General features: G+C 38.5%; 23 protein-coding genes. 6 read left to right on the plus strand and 17 right to left on the minus strand.

The genetic code is table 11. The features are described 5' to 3' along the window. Positions 1 to 26 precede the first annotated feature (26 nt). The gene (fumC, locus tag MUW56_RS09220) at positions 27 to 1,421 is read left to right on the plus strand and encodes a class II fumarate hydratase (RefSeq protein ID WP_292012909.1); all 1,395 of its coding nucleotides are present in this window, start codon (positions 27 to 29) and stop codon (positions 1,419 to 1,421) included. 154 nt (positions 1,422 to 1,575) lie between these two features. Continuing rightward, complete coding sequence (locus MUW56_RS09225; protein WP_292012910.1) at positions 1,576 to 1,767, plus strand: hypothetical protein; 192 nt, start codon at positions 1,576 to 1,578, stop codon at positions 1,765 to 1,767. Between the two features lie 75 nt (positions 1,768 to 1,842). Here the strand turns inward: MUW56_RS09225 and MUW56_RS09230 are convergent, their stop codons facing one another. The 6 genes from MUW56_RS09230 to MUW56_RS09255 form a co-directional block, all read right to left on the minus strand. Further along, complete coding sequence (locus MUW56_RS09230) at positions 1,843 to 3,492, minus strand: AAA family ATPase (RefSeq protein WP_292012911.1); 1,650 nt, start codon at positions 3,490 to 3,492, stop codon at positions 1,843 to 1,845. Positions 3,493 to 3,575: 83 nt separating this feature from the next. After that, positions 3,576 to 4,478, minus strand: coding sequence for a DUF4835 family protein (locus MUW56_RS09235; RefSeq protein ID WP_292012912.1), 903 nt, complete (start codon positions 4,476 to 4,478; stop codon positions 3,576 to 3,578). 35 nt (positions 4,479 to 4,513) lie between these two features. Continuing rightward, positions 4,514 to 5,719, minus strand: coding sequence for a bifunctional phosphopantothenoylcysteine decarboxylase/phosphopantothenate--cysteine ligase CoaBC (coaBC, locus tag MUW56_RS09240; RefSeq protein WP_292012913.1), 1,206 nt, complete (start codon positions 5,717 to 5,719; stop codon positions 4,514 to 4,516). Between the two features lie 121 nt (positions 5,720 to 5,840). Continuing rightward, on the minus strand, positions 5,841 to 6,164 hold the full coding sequence (locus MUW56_RS09245; RefSeq protein ID WP_027372958.1) for a DNA-directed RNA polymerase subunit omega: 324 nt from the start codon (positions 6,162 to 6,164) through the stop codon (positions 5,841 to 5,843). Between the two features lie 42 nt (positions 6,165 to 6,206). Further along, positions 6,207 to 7,202, minus strand: coding sequence for an outer membrane protein assembly factor BamD (locus MUW56_RS09250; RefSeq protein ID WP_292012914.1), 996 nt, complete (start codon positions 7,200 to 7,202; stop codon positions 6,207 to 6,209). Positions 7,203 to 7,358: 156 nt separating this feature from the next. After that, positions 7,359 to 7,934 (minus strand): TetR/AcrR family transcriptional regulator, encoded by a 576-nt coding sequence (locus MUW56_RS09255; protein WP_292012915.1) that lies wholly within the window; start codon positions 7,932 to 7,934, stop codon positions 7,359 to 7,361. An 82-nt stretch (positions 7,935 to 8,016) separates the two neighbouring features. Between MUW56_RS09255 and MUW56_RS09260 the strand changes: the two genes are divergently transcribed. From MUW56_RS09260 to MUW56_RS09275, 4 genes are all read left to right on the plus strand, one after another. Continuing rightward, positions 8,017 to 8,658: a TatD family hydrolase gene (locus MUW56_RS09260; RefSeq protein WP_292012916.1), complete on the plus strand. Its 642-nt coding sequence runs from the start codon at positions 8,017 to 8,019 to the stop codon at positions 8,656 to 8,658. Further along, the gene (locus tag MUW56_RS09265; RefSeq protein ID WP_292012917.1) at positions 8,651 to 9,376 is read left to right on the plus strand and encodes a tRNA threonylcarbamoyladenosine dehydratase; all 726 of its coding nucleotides are present in this window, start codon (positions 8,651 to 8,653) and stop codon (positions 9,374 to 9,376) included. The genes MUW56_RS09260 and MUW56_RS09265 overlap by 8 nt, the downstream gene beginning before the upstream one ends. Next, entirely contained in the window at positions 9,376 to 9,750 is a 375-nt protein-coding gene (rnpA, locus tag MUW56_RS09270; RefSeq protein WP_292012918.1) for a ribonuclease P protein component, read from the plus strand. The genes MUW56_RS09265 and rnpA overlap by 1 nt, the downstream gene beginning before the upstream one ends. Positions 9,751 to 10,049: 299 nt before the next feature. Beyond that, complete coding sequence (locus MUW56_RS09275) at positions 10,050 to 10,658, plus strand: DUF4126 domain-containing protein (protein ID WP_292012919.1); 609 nt, start codon at positions 10,050 to 10,052, stop codon at positions 10,656 to 10,658. Positions 10,659 to 10,699: 41 nt separating this feature from the next. Here MUW56_RS09275 and MUW56_RS09280 read toward each other — a convergent pair whose 3' ends face one another. From MUW56_RS09280 to lysA, 11 genes are all read right to left on the minus strand, one after another. Next, complete coding sequence (locus MUW56_RS09280; RefSeq protein WP_292012920.1) at positions 10,700 to 12,715, minus strand: hypothetical protein; 2,016 nt, start codon at positions 12,713 to 12,715, stop codon at positions 10,700 to 10,702. Position 12,716: 1 nt separating this feature from the next. After that, complete coding sequence (locus tag MUW56_RS09285; RefSeq protein ID WP_292012921.1) at positions 12,717 to 13,268, minus strand: LptE family protein; 552 nt, start codon at positions 13,266 to 13,268, stop codon at positions 12,717 to 12,719. 56 nt (positions 13,269 to 13,324) lie between these two features. Continuing rightward, positions 13,325 to 14,614 carry a sigma-54-dependent Fis family transcriptional regulator gene (locus tag MUW56_RS09290; RefSeq protein ID WP_292012922.1) on the minus strand — a complete coding sequence of 430 codons (1,290 nt, stop codon included), beginning with the start codon at positions 14,612 to 14,614 and terminating at the stop codon, positions 13,325 to 13,327. Between the two features lie 32 nt (positions 14,615 to 14,646). Beyond that, positions 14,647 to 15,351, minus strand: a complete 705-nt coding sequence (locus tag MUW56_RS09295) for a hypothetical protein (protein WP_292012923.1) — start codon at positions 15,349 to 15,351, stop codon at positions 14,647 to 14,649. A gap of 252 nt (positions 15,352 to 15,603) precedes the next feature. Next, the gene (locus tag MUW56_RS09300) at positions 15,604 to 15,735 is read right to left on the minus strand and encodes a hypothetical protein (protein WP_292012924.1); all 132 of its coding nucleotides are present in this window, start codon (positions 15,733 to 15,735) and stop codon (positions 15,604 to 15,606) included. Between the two features lie 75 nt (positions 15,736 to 15,810). Further along, positions 15,811 to 17,247: a tRNA (N6-isopentenyl adenosine(37)-C2)-methylthiotransferase MiaB gene (miaB, locus tag MUW56_RS09305; RefSeq protein ID WP_292012925.1), complete on the minus strand. Its 1,437-nt coding sequence runs from the start codon at positions 17,245 to 17,247 to the stop codon at positions 15,811 to 15,813. A 109-nt stretch (positions 17,248 to 17,356) separates the two neighbouring features. Further along, positions 17,357 to 18,082, minus strand: coding sequence for a hypothetical protein (locus MUW56_RS09310; RefSeq protein WP_292012926.1), 726 nt, complete (start codon positions 18,080 to 18,082; stop codon positions 17,357 to 17,359). 2 nt (positions 18,083 to 18,084) lie between these two features. Then, positions 18,085 to 18,294 (minus strand): hypothetical protein, encoded by a 210-nt coding sequence (locus MUW56_RS09315; protein ID WP_292012927.1) that lies wholly within the window; start codon positions 18,292 to 18,294, stop codon positions 18,085 to 18,087. A 10-nt stretch (positions 18,295 to 18,304) separates the two neighbouring features. Continuing rightward, positions 18,305 to 18,784 (minus strand): hypothetical protein, encoded by a 480-nt coding sequence (locus tag MUW56_RS09320; RefSeq protein WP_292012928.1) that lies wholly within the window; start codon positions 18,782 to 18,784, stop codon positions 18,305 to 18,307. A 114-nt stretch (positions 18,785 to 18,898) separates the two neighbouring features. Next, positions 18,899 to 20,632, minus strand: coding sequence for a thiamine pyrophosphate-dependent enzyme (locus MUW56_RS09325; protein ID WP_292012929.1), 1,734 nt, complete (start codon positions 20,630 to 20,632; stop codon positions 18,899 to 18,901). 192 nt (positions 20,633 to 20,824) lie between these two features. Beyond that, positions 20,825 to 22,024, minus strand: coding sequence for a diaminopimelate decarboxylase (gene lysA / locus MUW56_RS09330; protein ID WP_292012930.1), 1,200 nt, complete (start codon positions 22,022 to 22,024; stop codon positions 20,825 to 20,827). Between the last annotated feature and the right edge of the window lie 51 nt (positions 22,025 to 22,075).

The following is a 22,075-nucleotide window of genomic DNA, read 5'->3' on the forward strand; positions in this document are numbered from 1 at the left end:
GTAACTTTATAAAAATTTCAATCACAATGAATTACAGAATAGAAAAAGACACCATGGGAGAAGTGCAGGTCCCTGCAGATAAACTTTGGGGTGCACAGACGGAACGTTCCAGAAATAATTTCAAAATCGGTCCTGAAGGTTCAATGCCGCACGAAATCATTGAAGCTTTCGCCTATTTAAAAAAGGCGGCAGCTTTTGCCAATAGCGATCTTGGAGTACTTCAGGCTGAAAAAAGAGATATGATCGCAAAGGTCTGTGATGAAATTCTGGAAGGTAAACTGAATGATCAATTTCCTTTGGTCATTTGGCAAACGGGTTCAGGCACCCAGTCAAACATGAATGTCAATGAAGTGGTTTCAAACAGGGCACATGTCAATAACGGCGGAACCTTAGGAGAAAAATCCGAAATTCATCCAAATGACGATGTCAACAAATCTCAGTCATCAAATGACACCTATCCTACAGCGATGCACATCGCAGCTTATAAAAAAGTAGTGGAAGTAACGATTCCGGCTGTAGAAAAATTAAAGAATACGCTCGCCGAAAAATCCAAAGCCTTTAAAGATGTCGTAAAAATCGGAAGGACCCACCTGATGGATGCTACACCCCTTACCCTGGGCCAGGAATTTTCAGGCTATGCAGCCCAACTGGAATTCGGGTTGAGAGCTTTAAGAAATACACTGCCCCACCTTTCCGAACTTGCTTTGGGAGGAACTGCCGTAGGAACAGGACTTAATACTCCAACCGGTTATGATGTAAAAGTAGCGGAATATATCGCCAGGTTTACGAATCATCCTTTTATTACAGCAGAAAATAAATTTGAAGCACTTGCCGCACATGATGCTATCGTTGAAACACACGGAGCCTTAAAACAGCTTGCGGTTTCTTTATTCAAAATTGCACAGGATATCCGATTATTGGCATCCGGGCCGCGTTCCGGAATCGGGGAGATCTTTATTCCTGAAAACGAACCGGGATCTTCCATAATGCCAGGAAAGGTAAATCCTACTCAAAACGAAGCATTGACCATGGTGTGTGCTCAGGTTTTAGGAAATGACACGACCATTTCTTTTGCAGGAACACAGGGTAATTATGAGCTGAATGTATTTAAGCCGGTAATGGCTTACAATTTCTTGCAGTCAGCACAGCTTATTGCTGATGCATGTATTTCATTTAATGACCACTGTGCAGTAGGTATTGAGCCGAATCATGAAAGAATTAAAGAGCTTGTGGATAAATCTTTAATGCTGGTAACCGCTTTGAATACGCATATCGGGTATGAAAATGCAGCAAAAATTGCAAAAACAGCCCATAAGAATGGTACCACCTTAAAAGAAGAAGCCGTGAATCTTGGCCTTCTAACCGCTGAACAGTTTGATGAATGGGTGAAACCGGAAGACATGGTAGGAAGTCTGAAATAATAACAGAACTTATAGATTAAATATTCGTGAAAGCCTTGGAAATTCCAGGGCTTTTGCTCTGCTATAAAATACTGATGTACAATTTTTTATTAAAATAACATTCTCTTGTTATTTTTTTCATAACTTAGTGATATAGTTTCAAAAAACAAAAGCCATGAAAAACCTAAAGAAGTTAAAGAGACAAAACTTAAGGGAAGTATCAGGCGGAAATTCAGATCCGAACTGCCAGGGGAAATTCCAGTACCCTGCTTATTATAATGGATATTCTGCCTGTTGCAAAGCACCCACAGACGATCCATGTTCACAGATTGTAATGTGCCAACTTCCTATTGGAATGTGTGACTGAGATTATTAGTAGTCTCTGTAAAATAATTGATAAAAAGGTCAGAAGTCATTTCTGATCTTTTTTATTGAAATGCTGTTAGCCAATCAGCTCTTTAGCCTGCGCCAATGCAGCTTCGGTAATTTTGCTTCCGGAGAGAAGCTGAGCAATCTCAGTAAGTTTTTCTTCATCATTTAACGGAATAATGGTAGACTGCGTTCTTCCGGAGATGTCCTGTTTCACTACTTTATAATTGTCGTTTCCTTTCGCTGCCACCTGCGCCAGATGGGAAATAACGATCAGCTGCATATCTCTGGACATTTCCCTCATCAGATTGCCGATTTCTTCTGCTACCTTTCCGGAAACTCCCGTATCTATTTCATCCAAAATAAGAGTGGGCAGATCATCGCTTTCAGCAATAATCTTCTTAACGGCTAGCATCACTCTAGATCTTTCTCCACCGGAAATAGCCGTTTGAATTGGTTTTAGGGGAAAACCTGAATTCGCCTGAAATAACAGCTGAATACTTTCTTTTCCAAATAGATTAAATTCCAGAGTATCCTGTAGTTCTATATCTACCTTAGCTTTTTCAAGACCTAGCTTTTTGAGAAGATTTTCTGCTTTTTTTACAAAGACGGGGATATTTTTTTTCCTGTTTACTGAAAGTTTTTCAGCAAGTAGCTGAAGGCCCTTTTCTTTCTTAGAAATATTTTCTTCCGTTTCAGCAATCTGCGCTTCCAGTTCTGAAGCTCCCTTCTGCTCTCCCGCCAACTCGTCTCTTACAGCGATCAGTTCATTGATATCTGAAACATTGTGCTTTAGAAGTAAAGCATTGATTTTATTATTAAGCTCTGTAAGGAGCAGCAGGTTTTCCGGGTTGATTTCCACCTTTTCTGCTTCATGCTCAAGCTCAGAAATAATATCTTTGATCTCCACAAAAGAAGTATCAAGCCTTTCATTCAGTTCAGCAAAACTGGTCGAAATTTCAGAGATTTTCGACAGTTTATTTTTAGCTTCATGAAAGAAAGATAAGATCCCGATTTCTTCCTGGTGAAACCTTGACAGAATCTGGCCCAGGTTTTCAGAGATCATGCCTGCATTTTCCTGGATGGCAAGCTGATTCTGCATATCCTCATAGTCCACTTCATCCAGCTTTAATTCTTCCAGTTCATTCAGCAGGAATTCCTTATAATCACTTTCTTTATTCGTTTCGGAAAGCTGGGTGTGTAGCTTTTTAAGCTGTAATTTTAAGCTCTGGAAATCTGAGAATTCCTGTTGGTATTTTTCAATGATATGCTTGTTTTCAGAAAGCCCGTCAATGATTTTAAACTGGTATTCTGAGGTGAACAGATTTGAAGTTTCAAACTGGGAATGAATATCAATCAGCTGTGAGGAAAATTCTTTAAGTACATCCAGCGTTACCGGAACATCATTAATGAATGCCCGTGATTTTCCTGAAGGTAAAATTTCACGTCTGATAATCGTCTGAAGTTCATAATCAAGATCATTTTCTATAAAGAATTTTTTAAACTGATTATGAAGAGCAAACTCCGTTTCTACAATACTTTTTTCTTCAGTATTCGAAACAGATTTCACATCTGCCCTTTCCCCCAAAATAAGTCTCAAAGCACCTAAAATAATAGATTTACCAGCTCCTGTTTCACCGGTTATTACCTGCAATCCATTTTTTAATGATACTTCCAGGGTATCAATTAAGGCAAAATTTTTAATGTAAATTCTCGAAAGCATGGATAAAATAGCTGATTACTTTAAGTACTGCAAATATAGAATTTTAGAGTTCAGTATTCAATAGCCAGGAGGTATCAATTCTGCTATTTCCACTTATTCCATTTATTTTCAATGTATTTCGGGGAAATAACCGTCATGACCTGTCTCAGATCATTGATATTCACTGCTCCGTTATTTCCGGAATTGAAAATATTGAAGATCTCATCACTTTTATTATCCATAAAGGTATTAAAGAAATAAGACTGCTGAAATGAATTCTCATACATTTTCAGCTGTGTCAGAGCATCAGCAATCACTTTTTTGGCACCGGTCTGATCCTGGTTGAACAGGTTATCCAGTCCGGATCTGTGATAGGTATAGATGGTAGAGCGCAGCTGGCTCCAGTTTGGATTCATAATTTCATTGATCAATATACTGCGGCTTCTAGGCTCATTCACGGTATTCCATCCTTCGTAGTTTCTGTTTTGGGAATTCTGGGCAATCTGCTGGGCTTTTGCAAACCATTGCGATCCTCCCATAGACTGGAAACTGTCTGCATCATATCCTAAAATAACATAGATATAAAAACTGATGACATCCGTAAGGTTCTTTCCGGAAAACTGTCTCTCATTAAAGATAAGGTTCTCATTTTCAATATATTCAAAACCAAATCTCTGATCCTGAAGGTTGATTAAAGGAGATTCGTACGTAGTGTTGTAAACAGGACGTACAGCCTGCACCACAATGGTTCCTTTATATCTGTTATCCGTTTTCTCAGAAATAACAATGGCAAAACCGCACTTTATTTTTTCAAAATTCTGGAGCTTTTTTCCTGTCCAGCTTGTATTATTAATAAAGTCTCTAAGGCTTTTTTCCAGTGCTTTATAAGCCTGCTGGTTACTTCCTCCCATCTGCTGTGAGTTTACCTGAACGGTTGCCAACAATTCCTGGGAAAAGCTGAGGGTATATATAAAAAGCAGAAAAAATAAGCTTATCGTTTTTTTCATTGTTATTAAAAATTGAGAACGGAAATTTATTAAAATTATTTTAAAAGTTGATCCTCAACAAAGTTGAGAATATCTCTGGCTACTTCCTCTTTAGATTTCAGATTAAATTCCTTCTTTTCCGTTTTGGTAAATATTTTAATTTTATTGGTGTCGTTTTTAAAGCCTGCTCCTTCATCACGAAGAGAATTCAGGACGATCATATCCAGGTTTTTCTTTTCAAGCTTTCCTTTTGCATTCTCTTCTTCATTCTGAGTTTCCAATGCAAATCCTACCAAAAACTGATGGGTTTTCTTTTCACCCATTGTTTTAAGGATATCCGGATTTTTTACCAGCTCGATCGTCAGATTTTCATCATTTTTCTTGATCTTTTCTTTAGCGGCTTCTTTGGGAGCGTAGTCTGCAACGGCTGCACTGGCAATTCCGATGTCTATTCTGTCATAGAATTCAAATACTTTTGCCAGCATTTCTTTAGCAGAAGTTACCTGATGCAATTCAATATTTTTATTGTGTGCGGCCTGGAAGCTGGGACCGGAAATCAGGATCACTTTTGCCCCTCTTTTTGAAGCTTCTTCAGCCAGTGAGAAGCCCATTTTTCCTGAAGAATGATTCCCTATAAATCGTACAGGATCAATTGCTTCATATGTAGGCCCTGCTGTAATCAGGACTGTTTTCCCTTCAAGGCTTTTTACAGAAGATCCGGATTTAAAATAATGTTCTACGGTATTAAAAATGGTTTCAGGTTCTGCCATTCTCCCATGCCCGGTCAGGCCGCTCGCCAATTCACCGTTTTCTGCCGGAATAATAATATGTCCAAAGCTTTCGGCAGACTCCAGATTTTTCTTTGTGGAAGGATGTGCATACATATCAAGATCCATCGCAGGAGCAATAAATACAGGACATTTGGCAGACATATACGTTGCAATGACCAGATTATCACACATTCCGTGAACCATTTTAGCTAATGTATTCGCAGTACATGGAGCCACTACCAGTACATCAGCCCACAGGGCCAGCTCCACATGGCTGTTCCAGCTTCCGTTATCCCCATAAAAGTCTGAATAAACGGGCTTTTTGGATAATGTAGAAAGACTTAGTTTTGTCACAAAATGCGCTGCATCGGGAGTCATAATAACCTGTACTTCGGCTCCTTTTTTTACAAAATCTCTTATCAGAAAATGAATTTTGTAAGCCGCAATCCCTCCGGAAACTGCGATAAGTACCTTTTTACCGGAAACACTCATTTAGTTTTAATTTTTGAAATACTAAAATACTTATTTTTTCCCAGAATCAGGGTTTAAAACAACAAAGGTCATAAAAGAACTTAATTCCTTTATGACCTTCATCTATAAAAAACACAAATGTTTATTTTCTGTCTTCCGTTTTTCTGAAATAAATATCTTCATTCAGCCATTCTTCAATAGCAATTGAAGTGGGCTTTGGAAGTTTTTCGTAATGTTTAGAGATTTCGATCTGCTCTCTGTTTTCGAAAACTTCTTCCAATGTAGAATTGTGAACAGCAAATTCGTCCAATTTATTGTGAAGCTCCGTACGGATCTCCGCATTGATCTGCTCTGCTCTCTTTCCCATGATAACAATAGCTTCATAGATTGAACCTACTTTATCTTCAATCTTATCTTTATCGTAAGTAATCGTATTTACTTCTGCTTTTGTATCTTTTACACTCATTTTGAGAAAATTATTTTATTTATAAGATTGCAAATTTACAAATTATCTTTGAATTTTGAAAGTCGCCGCAGGAGGAGGGGTCTTAAGTGCTGCGCTGTCCCTCTGCATCTGCATTGCTCTCTTTTCGTTGCTGATCTGATCTTTAATTTGCTGCTCGGTTTTATTCTTTTCCGCTAGCTTAGCTTCTTCTTTTTTCTGTTTTGCATTCAAAGCGGCAACGCGCTCATCAACCTGCTTTTTAAGAACGACAAAATTTTGTTTTTCTTTCTCCAGTTTTCCGCGAAGCTCTACAGCCGTTTTAGCATATTCTGTATTCGGCAGTTCTTTTTCTACCATTTTAGTATACGTCAGTGCACTTTCAATACGCTCACTTTTAAGCTCATAAACAGACTTTGACGCCAGTTCGTAACGAGACTTCATGATATAATCATAGATTTTCGGACGAAGTTTGGTACTTGGAAAATCTTCCAGTACATTATCCAATGCTACATTAGCTGCTTTGTACTGCCCCATTTTGAAATACTGCCTTGCATTTTCATAGGCTTTGAATTCCAGTTTATAAGACAATTCATCAATAAGCTGATTGATGTTTTTAGATCTTTCAGAATTTGGATAATTGGTCAGGAATTCCTGAAGCTCATTAATTGCCAGTTCTGTACTGGACTGGTCTAAATTATAATCCATGGATCCTTCATAGTAGCACAGCGCAGACATATAAGCCGCTTCTTCTGCTCTTGGATCTTTTGGGAAATTGACTGCAAAATTCTTAAACTGATGTCCTGCCAGTTTATAACTTTTATCATAATAGTTAGCATAGGCCGTATTGAAACCCACATTAGGGAAATCATCTGTTCCTGCTACAAGATTGGCGAGTCTGTCGTAAAGTGCCAAGGCATTTTTCCACTTTTTCTTAGCAAAGTTGTCATTCGCTGCTTTTAAGATAAAATCTTTATCAGCACTCTTCATCGCTTTTTCCTGACGACTTGAACATGAAGCAACCACCGCTACTGCAAACAGACCTAAAATATATTTTTTCATATAAAAAATTCAACAGTTTTCGGATTACACAGCCGATTTACTAATTTGCAAAAATATAACTTTTTTGTCAATAGATTTTTTTTTATGAATATTTAACGTAATTTTAGTCTGCGGCGTATCCCAAAATTGCAAAAACGCTCAATAAAAGATTCATTCTCACCTTTTTTCGGCCTCTTTAGTATACGTTTCTTCGTTTTTACTCGGAACATAGAGTTCGTAAAAGTTTTTATTACGAATCACAAACAAGGTGGAACCAATGATCATGGTAAGGATATCTTCAGGTTTGGGAGTAAAGGTAAACACGCCGGAAGCCACTCCCTTCTTAATGACTTCATCCAGTTTTTTCACAAACAGCTGATAGAAATCCAGCAGTTCATCTTTCAGGTTTTCTGTATGACGAAGCTCCTGGGTAACAAACCCGTGGAAGTAGTTGTATTTGAACAGCTGGGAAACGATATATTTGATCATTTCCCGCATCTGCATCTCCGGTTTCCCTTCTTTGATGGTATCTGCGAACTCTGAAAAATTTTCTCTGGTCTTCAATACTCTGTACTGATAGAGATAGGACATCATTTTTTCCTTGGAACCGAAGTAATAGGAAATCATAGCAACGTTGATGTTTGCTTTTGAGCAGATATCCCTTACAGAAGTTCCCTCGTATCCTTTTTTTGCTATGAGCTCTTCAGCAATATCCAGTATGTGAATCTGTTTCTCTGTAAATTTTTTTTTCATGAAGTGCACTTTGAGTAAAGTTAAGAAATTTTTAACACATTTATAAACGTTTGTTTAATAATTTTATATTAAATCTAAAATTATGCTATTTTTGGCCATGGAATTTTTTGATTTTCACCATCATAAAAAATATATCAAAAATGGGATTTACAATCTGAATATTGGAGATGTTCCACCATCATGTCCTTATTCAGTAGGAATTCACCCGGGTGATATTGATCGTCATAATCCCGAAAAGCAGCTTGACCAGATGAAAGGCCTGATTCTGGAAGACTGTTTTGCCATTGGTGAATGCGGTTTAGATGCGCTGGTAAGCATTGATCAGAAAATTCAGGAAGACGTTTTTGGCAAGCAGATTGACATAGCCAATGAAGTAAAAAAGCCGCTGATTATTCATTGTGTCCGAAAATTTTACGAGGTCATTTCTTTTAAAAAGAAGGCTGAACAGGCTATGATCATTCATGGTTTCAACAAAAAAAGACAAATTGCAGAAGATCTGCTGGTTCATAATTTTTATCTGAGTTTTGGAAAAGCTGTTTTGTATAATCTATCTTTGCAGGATATTTTAAAAAACACTCCATTAAACAAATTCTTTTTAGAAACTGACAATGAAGATTTTAAGATCGAAGAATTGTACCGAAAAGTTTCTGAAATAAAGGGAATTTCTTTGGAACAACTCAACGAACAAATTTTAGAAAATTTACACACTATAAAAAATGGATAAATACTGGCTGGAGAGAACTGAGCTTTTAATCAAGGAAAAAGGATTAGAAAAACTGATGAAAGCAAATGTGCTGGTGGTGGGTCTAGGCGGAGTAGGCTCTTTTGCCGCAGAGTTTCTTGCAAGAGCAGGCGTTGGAAATATGACAATTGTAGATGGGGACACGGTAGATATCACCAATATTAACAGGCAGCTTCCCGCTTTGCATTCTACCGTAGGAAAACATAAAGTGGAAGTGGTTGCCGAAAGACTTCTCGATATCAACCCTGCGCTCAATTTGATTAAAATCAATGAGTTTCTGAATCCTGAAAGAATGGATGAAGTACTTGATTCGGGCAAATTCAATTATGTCCTTGACTGTATCGACAGTGTGACGCCAAAAATTTGTTTAATAAAGGCCGCCAGGAAGAGAAAAATAAAAGTGGTCAGCTCCATGGGAGCCGGAGGAAAAACCGACCCGAGTATGGTCATGGTAAGAGATATCAGCAAAACCCACAATTGCTTCCTTGCCAAGCAGGTAAGAAAAAGATTAAAGAAAGAAAAAATCAATAAAGGATTCAGATGCGTATTCTCCAATGAAATTCAAAAGGAGGAGAGCCTTAAAATGACTGACGGCAGTAATTTCAAAAAATCATTCTATGGTACGATCAGCTTTATTCCTGCTATTTTTGGACTGTATGCTGCTGCTGAAGTGATCAATTATTTAGTGAAACAAGATTAATGCAAAACTTTAAATATCCCAGAGCAGAAAAACTCAAAAAAAATATTGAGATCACTTTACTTTTCGAAAAAGGTAAATGGAGAACCTGTGGAAACCTTAGAATCATCATTTTGAAGAGCAAACCCAATCTTCCGGTAGACAGTACCAAGTTTGGCGTTTCTGTTTCTAAAAGATATTTTAAAAAAGCAGTTCACAGAAATCGTATAAAAAGACTTCTGAGGGAATGTTACCGTCTGAATAAAGATTTGTTTAGGGAAGCTTTCGGAGAAAAAACCATCGCCATGCTTTTCTGGGTTTCCTCAGAAATGCCATCGAAGTTTCAGGATGTGGAAGAGCAGTTCATTAAGCTTTGCCAGCTGCAGAAGAAAGTTTAAGTTTTCATTTTACAACAGACCTCTATTTTCCCGCAGATCACACTGATTTTCAAAGAGAAGAGCCTGCAATTCTTGGTAAAGTTTTTTGCTTTAATCCCTTAACAAGAATTTTTATCTTATATAGCAGCAGCTTCTGTGTAATCCGAGGGAGGGCAGTTTAGCTATTCACTTTTACAACACGGATTTTACAAAGATAATCACACATAGCAATTGTTATAAAAATCTATTGGAATTAAATTTTCACAAAATCTTGTATAGTTTTTGTAATTTTAGGGAAAACAATAAATCTGAAAATTAATATGTTAGATCACATTCCCTACCTTTCTTATGTGCTCAGTGCATTTATCGGCATTGGTTTAGCGGCAGCTACAGGATTCAGAGTCTTTCTCCCGATGTTTGTTGTCAGTTTATCTTCTTATTTTCATTGGATTCCCATGAATGAAAATTTCGAATGGCTTGCAGGCTTACCAGCCCTTATTACAATGGGAATAGCTACCATCGCTGAGATTTTGGCCTATTATATCCCTTTTGTAGATCATTTACTGGACACCATTTCTGTACCTACCGCTACTGTAGCGGGATCTATATTATTTGCCAGCCAGTTTGCAGATCTGGGAACTTTTCCGCAATGGGCACTGGCCCTGATTGCAGGAGGAGGGACCGCCGCAACCATCAGTTCCGGGTTTGCCGGAATCCGTGCAGCCTCTACCGCTACCACTGGAGGACTGGGAAATTCTGTAGTAGGTACTACCGAAACGGCAGGAGCAGGTATTATGTCTATTCTTGCTATTGCAATGCCGGTCATTGCTGCCATTTTAGCCGTAGTACTTGTTATCGTTGTTATTATCTTCGGGCGAAAAGCCTGGAGGAAATTACGGAGCAGTAAAGATCCTTCTGAAACGCTATAAAAATAAAAAGGTACTGTTTTTTCAAGCAGTACCTTTTTATTTTAATTTTTACTTCTAAAGTCTTTAATCTCCTGAATTTTAGATTCAAAATATTCCTTTTTATCAGGACTCTTTTTAATTAATATCTCAAAAGCTTTTATTGCTTTGGTATAAAGTTTCTGCTCAAAATACAGGTTAGCCAGCGTTTCTGTCATCAGGTGGGAAATATCATCATTCTTTTCTTTGACAACATAGGAGCTTTCCTCTTTTAACTGACTGATTTTAGGGCTATTTTCAATAAAGGCATCAATAACTTTTTCCTTATTTTCAACTTTTTCTTTCCCTGCTTCTTCCGTTCTTCCTATTTTCAGCCAGCTCTGCCAAGTATTGATAAAACCCGGAACATTACTGTCGATTGCCGATTGAACAGGAGATTGTACCGGAGACTCTTTCACTGTTTCTTGTTTTGCCGAATCTTCTTTATTTTCCTTCTTTTTTTCTTCAACCTTTAAACTTGAAATATCGGTCCCGAAGAAGGATACGTTCATAACAGGGACTTCTTCTTTTATTTCGACGGCTGCAGGAGTTTCTTCAATGTTTTGAATGGCTGCAGGTCTGTTTTCTTCACGCTCTGTGATCTCCTCTGCTACCGGCATAGGCTCTTTTGCTTCTCCGGAGATTTCAGTGGCTGCAGCAGCACTTTCAGTTTCCGGTTCCGCAGCAGGGATTTCATCCGGTATTGAAACCTCTGTTTGAGGTTCGGAAACATGGTCCTGCATATTGATCAGAGAATCCGGCATTTGGGCTTCCACACTCATGGGCTTCCAGGCAGACGGAACTTCAGGATCCACTTCATTTTCTTCTGCTGTTTCTGCTTTGGGCTCCTCCTCAGGCGCTGTAGTTTCTGCTGCTGCTTCTGTAACTTCTGCTTTTACTTCTTCAGTTGGTACAGGTTCTTCTTTCTCTGTAGACCAGAAGTGGAAACTTTGGGTTTCTGCAAAGCTGATCCCGTGATCAGAAATTGTTTCAGGTTCTTCTTTTTCCTCCTGTACAACAGGTTTAGCCTCTTTCATCTTCTTTTCAACTTCCTCAATAAGGCGTCTCATTTCGTCCTCATGCTTATTCACATGAGGCAGGGAAGTTTCAGCAGTATCAGCGGTCTGTACCTCTTCTGTATTCGTCTGGATCTTAACTTCCGGCAAGAACGCATCCGTTCCATGAAAACTAACTTCAGCATCTGATTCTTCAGCTGACGGTTCGGGGTCAGAAGGGGGAACTGCATCATTTTCAATCACCGTAACTTTTTCTTCCGAATCCTGAGCTTCTTCTTCAACAGCCACTTCAGGCAATAGGGATTCTGTTTCGTGGAAGCTGAGATCTTCATCATGATCTACTTTTTCGACTTCAGTTTCCGAAGAGGTTGTATCATCATTAATAATTATTTCAGGAGTAAACTCTTCACCGGCATTTTCCTCTATTTCCTCGTGATCCTCATTTATTTCCTCCATCGCAGGTTCTTCTGCTACAGACTTAATCTTTTGAGTGACTAAGGTTCCGGATTCTAATGTAGATTCAAGATCTATCTTTTCTGAATGCGCTTCATCAAGGAAATTTTCTTCCCCTTCAAACAGAATTCTGTTTCTTTCACCGTTTACATAAAGATGTTTAATCTCTTGTGGCGATGGTAGCTGGCATGAAGCTTCCTCTTGTCTTTCATCCTCATTTTCGGGTGACCTTTCTCTTCTCAACGGAAAGCCTTTAGCTTGATAATTATTCGGCCTGGCTTCTTTTTCAGAAGCTTGAGAAGCCTGTTTTTCTTCAGAAATTTCAGGTTTCGGGCTATGCTGAATCACTCCGTTGATCAACTGATAAAGAATTTTTTTGTCTGTCGTATAGGCTGCCGTTACCGAAAGCTCTTTCTGATAATTTTCTTTATCATACAGATGCACTCCATAGAGGTGAAGTGCCCTGATATTTTGAATATAAGGAAAAGTGTGAATCTCTTCTTTCAAAAGATGAAGATCTTCTGACTGAATATTTTTCGGATTTTTTATTAATTCTAAAACTCTTGGATTCATCTTACCAATTCGCTACAATGTCGTTAAATATCTTATTAATAATTCTTTCTGTCACAATTTTCACCTGAGAGGTTTCTATCTCACTTTGTGATAAGCTGCTGTTAAAAGCCGCTTCATCTGTATAGGTTCTGTCAAAACTGGAATCAGGATGTACTTTATTCTCATAATGTACCTTCACCGTGATGGTAAGTTTATTCTGAGCCTGCTGTATCACTCCACCAGATGGATTGGTCTGTGTATTGGAACTGATCGTGGTAGGGGTAATACTATAATCTGTAATTTCCCCTTCTATCAGAATATCAGGATTTTCTTTAGTCCCTTTCAACGTTGTTCTCTGCAAAAACCTGTTCTGAATGTCTGTAGAAAACTGCTGGGACAAGGTAGGATTTACAAGAGGAGCATTGTTCGGAAACTCGTTGATCTGAACCGTCTTTTCATCCGTTAATGATGACCCTGTAAAGCTGTAGCATGAGTTTAAAACTCCCAGCAATACAAAAAGTACCGTAAACCATACTGACCTTTTCAGATTACTATTTTTAATCTTAATATTCATTTTTATCTTATTTCATGGAATCAAATCCTGAAGCCTCCTTTATCGGGGACCGGATACTAGTCTTCCAGATTATACTGTTTTATTTTTCTATATAAAGTTCTCTGAGAAATTCCCAGTTCATCCGCCGCTCTGTTCCTACGTCCTTTATGCTTTTCCAACGCCTTGATAATCAGATCTTTTTCGTTATTCTGAAGAGAAAGGGATTCCGGTTTATTTTCTTCCACTTCGATGTCTTCAATATCTTCATAACTGTCCTCCGGCGTTGAGATAATGGTAGGCGTCTGAACGGTCTGGGTATCATTATTATTTTCAAAATACAATAAAGATCCCTGATTCGCCTGAGACTGACTTTCGGAAGTATAAATTCTGTTGATCAGATTTTTTTCATGATTGCTCAGATCTCCGGCTCCTCTGTTCTTTATCAATTCCGAAGTTAAGGATTTTAAGTCATTGATATCATTCCGCATATCAAAAAGAATCTTGTACATAATTTCCCTCTCGCTTCCGAAATCATTCTGCTTCGGTGTACTTTGATTATTCACGACCATCGGAAGATGGGTTTCCATGGGAATATATTCTGCAAGCTTCTCTGCAGTGATATTTCTGTTTCTTTCCACCACAGTCATCTGCTCAACCAGGTTTCTCAGCTGGCGGATATTCCCCGGGAAGGAGTAGCTTTCAATATAATGCACGGCACTAGGATCCAGCTCAAGCTCAGGCATTCTGTATTTTTCGGCAAAATCTATTGCAAATTTTCTGAACAGCAGGTGAACATCTCCTTTTCTTTCTCTTAAAGGAGGCATATCAATCTGGACGGTATTCAGACGATAATAAAGGTCCTCACGAAATCTTCCGTCATGAATAGCTTTCATCATATTAACATTCGTGGCCGCCACTATTCTCACATTGGTTTTCTGAACCTGTGAAGAACCTACTTTCATAAATTCACCACTCTCCAATACCCTTAAAAGACGAACCTGGGTCTGCAGGGGAAGCTCTCCTACCTCATCTAAAAAGATGGTTCCGCCGTCTGCCACCTCAAAATATCCTTTTCTTGTAGCAGTAGCTCCTGTAAAAGCTCCTTTTTCATGGCCGAATAGTTCAGAATCTATTGTTCCTTCAGGAATTGCTCCACAATTGACCACAATATAAGGTTGGTGTTTTCTTCTTGATTCTGAATGGATAATTTTAGGAATGAATTCTTTCCCCACCCCACTTTCTCCGATCACCAAAACGGAAATATCCGTAGGAGCGACCTGGATAGACTTCTCTAAAGCCCTGTTGAGTGCCGGAAAATTACCGATAATTCCGAAACGGTTTTTTATGCTTTGTAACTCGTTGCTCATAAGTAAATATTTGATTATTGATTTAATGTGATCTACATCTGTTTTCTGTAGACTTTGTTCATATGATGTATATAGACCTCTTTCATTGTCTTTTCATCATACGTTTGCAGGGCTAACGTTTTTAAATCCAAATAATCTTTGTTTCTGATTTTAGAAACTTTACTTTTTAAGTATATATTTTCGGCAAACTCATATCCTTTGCCTTGTTTTTCAAAATGCTCCAGAGTCTTATCATATCTTCCCAGTTCGAAATAAGTTACCCCTAGATAATGATCAGACATCGCTTTCACCACGCCCAGATTATGATCTCCGTTCCCGGATCTTCCAAGATGTTCAGGATCATATTTTTTTAATGCCTCAAGATCCAGAACCGCGCGCTCATCGTCTTTTAAAAACTGAAATTTACACCAGCCTCTGTAACCCAGATACATTTTAGAATCCAGCTCAACAGCTTCATCCATTACTATCCTCCAGCTTATAAGATCTCCGTTTTTAAGATAAGGAACAGCCTTTTCTATAGAGGCACCGGCGAAATCCGGACATAGTTCAACCGCTTTATCAGAGCCTTCCTGAGATTCCCTGAAATCCTGCTGGTCAGAGTCAGAAGCCCAGTTGTATAACTCACAAGCTTTTTTACAGTCCTCTCCCTCTATCGCACCGCAATTAACCTGTGCAATAGTATTGGTATACACTATAAGTAACAAAAAGCTAAGGTAATACCTCTGAAACTTTTCCATCTTCAATTTTATAGGTTAAATACTGATAATAGTCTACTTTAAACCTTTTTATCTCTTTTGGCCTTCAGCCGGCCAGTGACTTTATACCTGTCGCTGCTTATTTCCATGTTTTGATCCAAACAACAGCCTAGGCCTGTCTTTCCTTCACAATTTACTAAAAATCTGACTGTAATATAGCCGTTAATTTTCTTTTCAGAATAAATATTTTCTTTTTTCAGTCTTTCAACGATCGATGCTTTCTCTCCTTCATACTCAAGTTCTTTTATCTCTAATTATACTGACCCCTAAAAGGCTTCTATCTTCCTGCTCCACATTTCTGAAAATCAGCTGCATCCGTCTGCTGTCAAATTCAATATCACCGGCAGTATTGGGATATTGAATCATTTTTTCTCTGTCTGACAATACATCAGCACCAGAGAGAAGACTGCAAGAGGAAGACTGCTTTTACAGAACTTCAAATTACTCGGCAATTCTTCCTAAAAGTGTGCCCTGGGTGTTATCATAGACAAAAACGTCCACAATGTCACCTATTTTCTGACCTTCAAGCTGGTCGAAGACACAAACTGCATTCTGTGAGTTTCTTCCCTTCCATTGCTTTTCATTCTTCTTTGAAATTCCTTCAATTAAAATCTGATGTACTCTTCCCACATAGGATTTCATTCTATTTCTGGACAGTTCCCCCTGTAATGCAATAACCTCAGCAAGACGCCTTTGCTTCACATCAGCAGGAATATTGTCTTCCATTTTTTTATGTGCCGGGGTTCCGGGTCTTTCTGAATAGGCAAACATATACCCATAGTCATACTCTACCTCTTTCATCAGGCTTAATGTATCCTGGTGGTCTTCTTCCGTTTCATTGCAGAAACCAACGATCATATCTTGTGAGAATGCGACTTCAGGTACAATTTCCTTCGCTTTCTTTATCAGTTCCAGATATTCTTCACGGGTATGCTGTCTGTTCATGGCCAGAAGCATATTATTACTTCCGCTTTGTACCGGAAGGTGCACATATTTACAGATATTATCATGCTTTGCCATCATATGGAAAACATCAAGGCTCATATCCTGAGGATTTGAAGTGGAGAACCTGATTCTCATCTGCGGAACCGCTTTAGCCACCAGATCAAGGAGCTGCGCAAAATTCACCGCTGTTGCTTTCTGCATTTCAGATGCTTTGGTAAAATCCTTTTTAGGACCGCCACCATACCATAAATAGGAATCAACGTTCTGTCCTAAAAGGGTAATTTCTTTATATCCGTTTTCCCAAAGCCCTTTGCATTCTTCAATAATTGAATGTGGATCGCGGCTTCTCTCTCTTCCTCTGGTAAACGGAACCACGCAGAAGGTACACATATTATCACAACCTCTCGTAATGGTAACGAAAGCAGTCACTCCGTTACCTCCTAAACGAACCGGGTTGATATCAGCATAGGTTTCTTCTTTGGAAAGGATCACATTGATGGCATCTCTTCCGTCTTCCGTCTCCTTCAGAAGGTTAGGCAGGTCTCTGTACGCATCTGGCCCTACCACAAGGTCCACCAACTGTTCTTCTTCCAGGAACTTGGTTTTCAGCCTTTCCGCCATACATCCAAGAACCCCTACCGTCATATTCGGCTTCTCTTTTTTAAGATTTTTGAACTGAGAAAGACGCATTCTTACAGTCTGTTCCGCCTTTTCACGGATAGAACATGTATTGAGCAGGATCAGATCAGCTTCTTCAGCCTTCATCGTTGTGTTGTATCCCTGTTCGTTAAGAATGGATGCAACAATCTCTGAGTCAGAAAAATTCATCTGACAGCCATAACTTTCTAAAAACAGCTTCTTCGAATTTTCAGGTTTTTCAGCAATTGCAAAAGCCTCTCCCTGTTTTGTTTCGTCTATATATTTTTCTTGCACAATAATCAATTTAAGGTCCGGATTGAAAATCCCGGATGAAATTCACGAATTTTCAATTACGAACAAATAAGTCTGCAAAGATACAAAATATTGTGACAGAATGTCAGAACTATCTTTCAGTAAATGTGATGTGAAATTGCATCGGCAGCAAAAATCTCTCCTGAATAGGAATATTCCTATATAAAGCTGGTATCCAGGCCTTTTTTATCCTTGAAAGAGTCCTCATAAAATCAATATTAAAATTGTGGTTATCTACTTCAGGGTAAATTCTTGGATGGATGATATGACCATCCTTACCAATATAAAGTTCAAGGTTTAATTTCCCATTGATATGATAATCTTCAAAAAGGACCATAAAGTTATCATGAAAAATCCGGTTAAAGACCTTCATGCTTTCCGGATATCGTGCATGGGTTACAAGCTGATAGGCATTATAATCCGGCTTATAATTACTCATTACATCTTTAGGATAAAATATAAATTCTGTAATAGCACCTATCTTCCGCCCTTTCCCTTCGGCAGGTTTCCATTTTTTCAGATTTTTAAGGACTTCTCTCGACAGGTCATAGGCACATTTATTCCTGGCAATATTCGCGGTATCGATATCTTTGATAAACTTAACTTCAGCAGTTTCCGTTACAATAATCCTGGGCTGATAAATTTCTTTATCATTACATTCCTTCATTTTACTGCCGGCAAGATATTCGTGAATATCTTTATAAAAATTCACGATCCCTCCTTCATAAAAATCCTGTTTCGGCGGGTATTCATCAAGGATCTGTCCTTTATACAGGGAAAGAAAGGCCATACAAAACAAAATAATAATATTTTTCATCTTTATTGAGCAGAGTATTTTCCATTGACTGCATCCTTTTTTAAGTCAATATACGCATGAATCATTTTTAAAAACTCCTGGGTAAAAGCATCATCACCACAAGGAAATTCTGTACTTTTGGTCGTAGCTGCATTTTCATTCTGAGCTGTTGATTGTTGTGAATAGCCGTAGAAGCCGAAAAAAAGAAATAGGATTACAATATATTTTTTCATGAACCATCTATTACATATCTACCGATACGGAAGAGAAATTCATTTTTAGTTTCATTTCAGATTTTACAGGCTCGCCGCTGCAAGTTGCCGGCATCCAGTTTTTTTTGATTCTTCTTACTACATACTGCATGTCATCAAAAAAGACTTCGCTGTGTAATACTTTGGGAGAACCGGTAATATCAATTACCTTTCCAGCCGCATCAATGGTCAATGTGAATGTAAAATCTCCCGTTAAGGTATAAAAATCGGAGTTTAAATACATGTACATATATTTGCTCAGCATATTTTTGTATGCAGCAGCACCGCCTTCATAAGCTGCATGTTTAAAGTCATTACACTTCACCGCAACCTGCATAAAAGGTTCTTTAATATCTATTTTTAAAATATTCTTGTTATTCTCTGTGATAAAAGAGTCATCTCTGTCTTCAAGATCCTGGGCAAATGAAAAATTTGCAGCACAGAGGAACAGAAGTAAAAGGATCGTTCTCATAGCTTAATTTTATTCGGTAATAAATAATAGGCAAAGGTAAATATTTACCATCCTTATAAAAAAGAAAAACTTCACACAATGCGTGAAGTTTAAGGGTATGCTGATCATGAACAACTACAATAATCCTTTAATATGTTTATAATTGGTTTTTACCGTTTCAAAAACCTCATCCATTTTACCTCCAAGCATAAGCTGAGCCATGGATTTTGTCATTCCTGCGATCTGTTCGAATTCAATTTTCGGCGGAAGGGCCAATGCATTAGGATTCGTAAATATATTCAGCAGGTAAGGTCCGTTATAATCTAAGCATTCTTTAATCGCTGCTTCCACTTCTTCAGGCAAATGAACATTTTTTCCGGGGAATCCCATAGCATGGGCCACCATAGCAAAATCAGGATTGATCATGTCCGTCTCGTTATCCGGTAAGCCTCCCACTTCCATTTCCAATTTCACCATCCCTAAAGCCCGGTTATTGAAAACGATCAGCTTTACCGGCAGTTTATATTGAAAGATCGTGGCCATATCTCCTAAAAGCATAGACAGACCTCCATCTCCACACATGGCAATCACCTGTTTTTCAGGATGTGCCAAAGAAGCACCGATCGCCATCGGCATTGCATTGGCCATAGAACCGTGATTAAAGGATCCTAACATTTTTCTTTCTCCCGTTCCCGTAATAAATCTTGCCCCCCATACACAGCACATCCCGGTATCTACTGTAAAAATAGCATCCGTTTTGGCAAGCCGGTCTAAGGTATGGGCTACATATTCCGGCTGAATAGCGTTTTCTTTACCAAAATCTTTAACGTAGGTAAGCTGATTCTCTTTTACTTTTTCATAGAACGCCAGTTGTTCATTGAGAAAGTGCTCGTTTGTTTTCTCCCTGATCATAGGAAGCAATGCTTTGATCGTCTCTCTGATGTCACCGGTAAGCCCAAGCTCCAGCTTTGCCCTTCTCCCTAATCTCTCCGGACTTTCATCGATCTGTATAATCTTATTTTTTAACGGCATGAATTTCTGATACGGAAAATCTGTTCCCAAAAGAATAACAAGATCCGCTTCATGCATCGCGTGATATGCTGAAGGATAGCCTAACAAACCGGTAAGCCCCACTTCATTGGGATTATTCGGCTGGATTGCCATTTTCCCCCTGAAGGAATATCCTACCGGCGCTTTCAACAGCCTGGACAACTCCACCACTTCTGCATTGGCTTCTCCTGCTCCAATTCCACAATAAAGAACTACCTTATCATTTTCATTGATAAGCCCTGCCAACTGCTGTAATTCTTCATCCGAAGGTCTGATCAGGGGATTGGTCTTAAATATCTGAGCAGAGGTAGAAGCTTCTTCTGCGTCCAATTCAGAAACGTCCCCGGGAAGGCCAATGACTGCCACACCCTTTTTTGAAACCGCATGCTGAATAGCCGTCTGTACCATTCTCTGTACCTGCTCAGGCCTTGTGATCATTTGATTATAATAACTGCAGTCATCAAATAGTTTTATCGTATTGGTTTCCTGAAAGTAATCCATTCCCATTTCCTCACTGGGAATGGTAGAAGCAATAACCAACATAGGGACATGCGACCGGTGCGCTTCATACACCCCATTGATCAGGTGAACATGCCCCGGGCCACAGCTTCCCGCACACACAGCAAGACCATCCAGCTCAGCCTCTGCAGCGGCGGCATAAGCGCCTACTTCTTCATGTCTCACATGAATCCACTGAATGCTGCTTTTCTTAACCGCAATGTTCAAATGATTAAGACTGTCGCCTGTTACTGCATAAATTCTTTTCACATTGGCGTTTTCGAGCATTTCAACAATTTGCTCTGCTATATTTTTAGCCATAATTAATAGGTTTGGTGATTATATTATTTGTACACTATGGTAATGAATAAGGATCTTAAAAATCCGATCTCTATCAAAATTAAATAATTAAATCGAAATGGCCAGATGCTTCAATCGTAAATCTTTAATTAGGACGGGGCTGCCAATAAAAAAGCCTTGCAATTGCAAGGCTTTTACTTTTATCTGTACCGGTTAGATGACTTCGATCTGATTTCTCAATAAATCTTCAAATTCATCTCTTTTACGGATCAAAAGAGCTTTTCCATCTAAGAATAGAACCTCAGCAGGTTTTAACCTTGAGTTAAAGTTAGAACTCATTTCAAAACCGTAAGCTCCTGCATTATGGAAAGCAAGGATATCTCCTTCTCTTACTTCATTTAGTTTTCTGTCCCAGGCGAATGTGTCGGTTTCGCAGATATTTCCTACGACCGTATAAATTCTTTCCGCTCCTTTTGGATTGGATAAATTCTCAATCATATGGTAGGAATCATAGAACATGGGACGAATCAAATGATTAAATCCAGAATTTACGCCTACGAACACGGTAGCTGTTGTCTGCTTAATTACATTAGCTTTCACCAGTAAATAGCCGCTTTTTCCTACTAAGAATTTCCCAGGCTCAAACCATAATTCAAATTTTTTCCCGGTAGATTTTGAAAACTCAGAAATTACTTTTTCTACTTTTTTCCCTAATGTTCTCACATCCGTCTCTTCTTCACTATCCTGATAAGGGATTTTGAATCCGCTTCCCATATCCAGATATTTCAGGTTAGGAAAATGTTCAGAAAGCTCAAGCATAATATCTAAAGCCTGAAGGAAAACCTCAGGATCTTTAATTTCACTTCCGGTATGCATATGAAGCCCTTCAACATTAAGATCGGTAGACTTCATCACTCTTTCGATATGACGAACCTGGTGAATGGAAATACCAAATTTACTGTCGATATGACCTGTTGAAATTTTATAGTTACCACCAGCAAAAATATGCGGGTTGATTCTTACTAAAATCGGATATGTATTCCCATATTTATTCCCGAATTGCTCAAGAATAGAAATGTTATCAATGTTAATATGAACTCCGAAAGTCATTGCTTCCTCTATTTCAGCCAGGTCAACACAATTTGGAGTAAACAATATTTTTTCTTTCGAAAATCCTGCCTTTAATCCAAGTTTAACTTCGTTAATAGATACACAATCCAAAGAAGCACCCAGGTTCTTGACATATTTAAGGATATTGATGTTTGTCAACGCCTTCGCTGCGTAGAAGAACTTAGTATGTTTTAAAAAAGAAGATGTAAGTTTTTCGTATTGAACTTTGATGGACTCTGCATCATAAACATACACTGGTGTGCCAAACTCATTGGCAATCTTTAATAATTCTTTTGAATTCATAATTTCATTTTAACATAAAAAAAGGCAGATTCTTTGAAAAAGAGTCTGCCA

The sequence above is a fragment of the Chryseobacterium sp. genome (assembly GCF_022869225.1).
GTDB lineage: Bacteria > Bacteroidota > Bacteroidia > Flavobacteriales > Weeksellaceae > Chryseobacterium.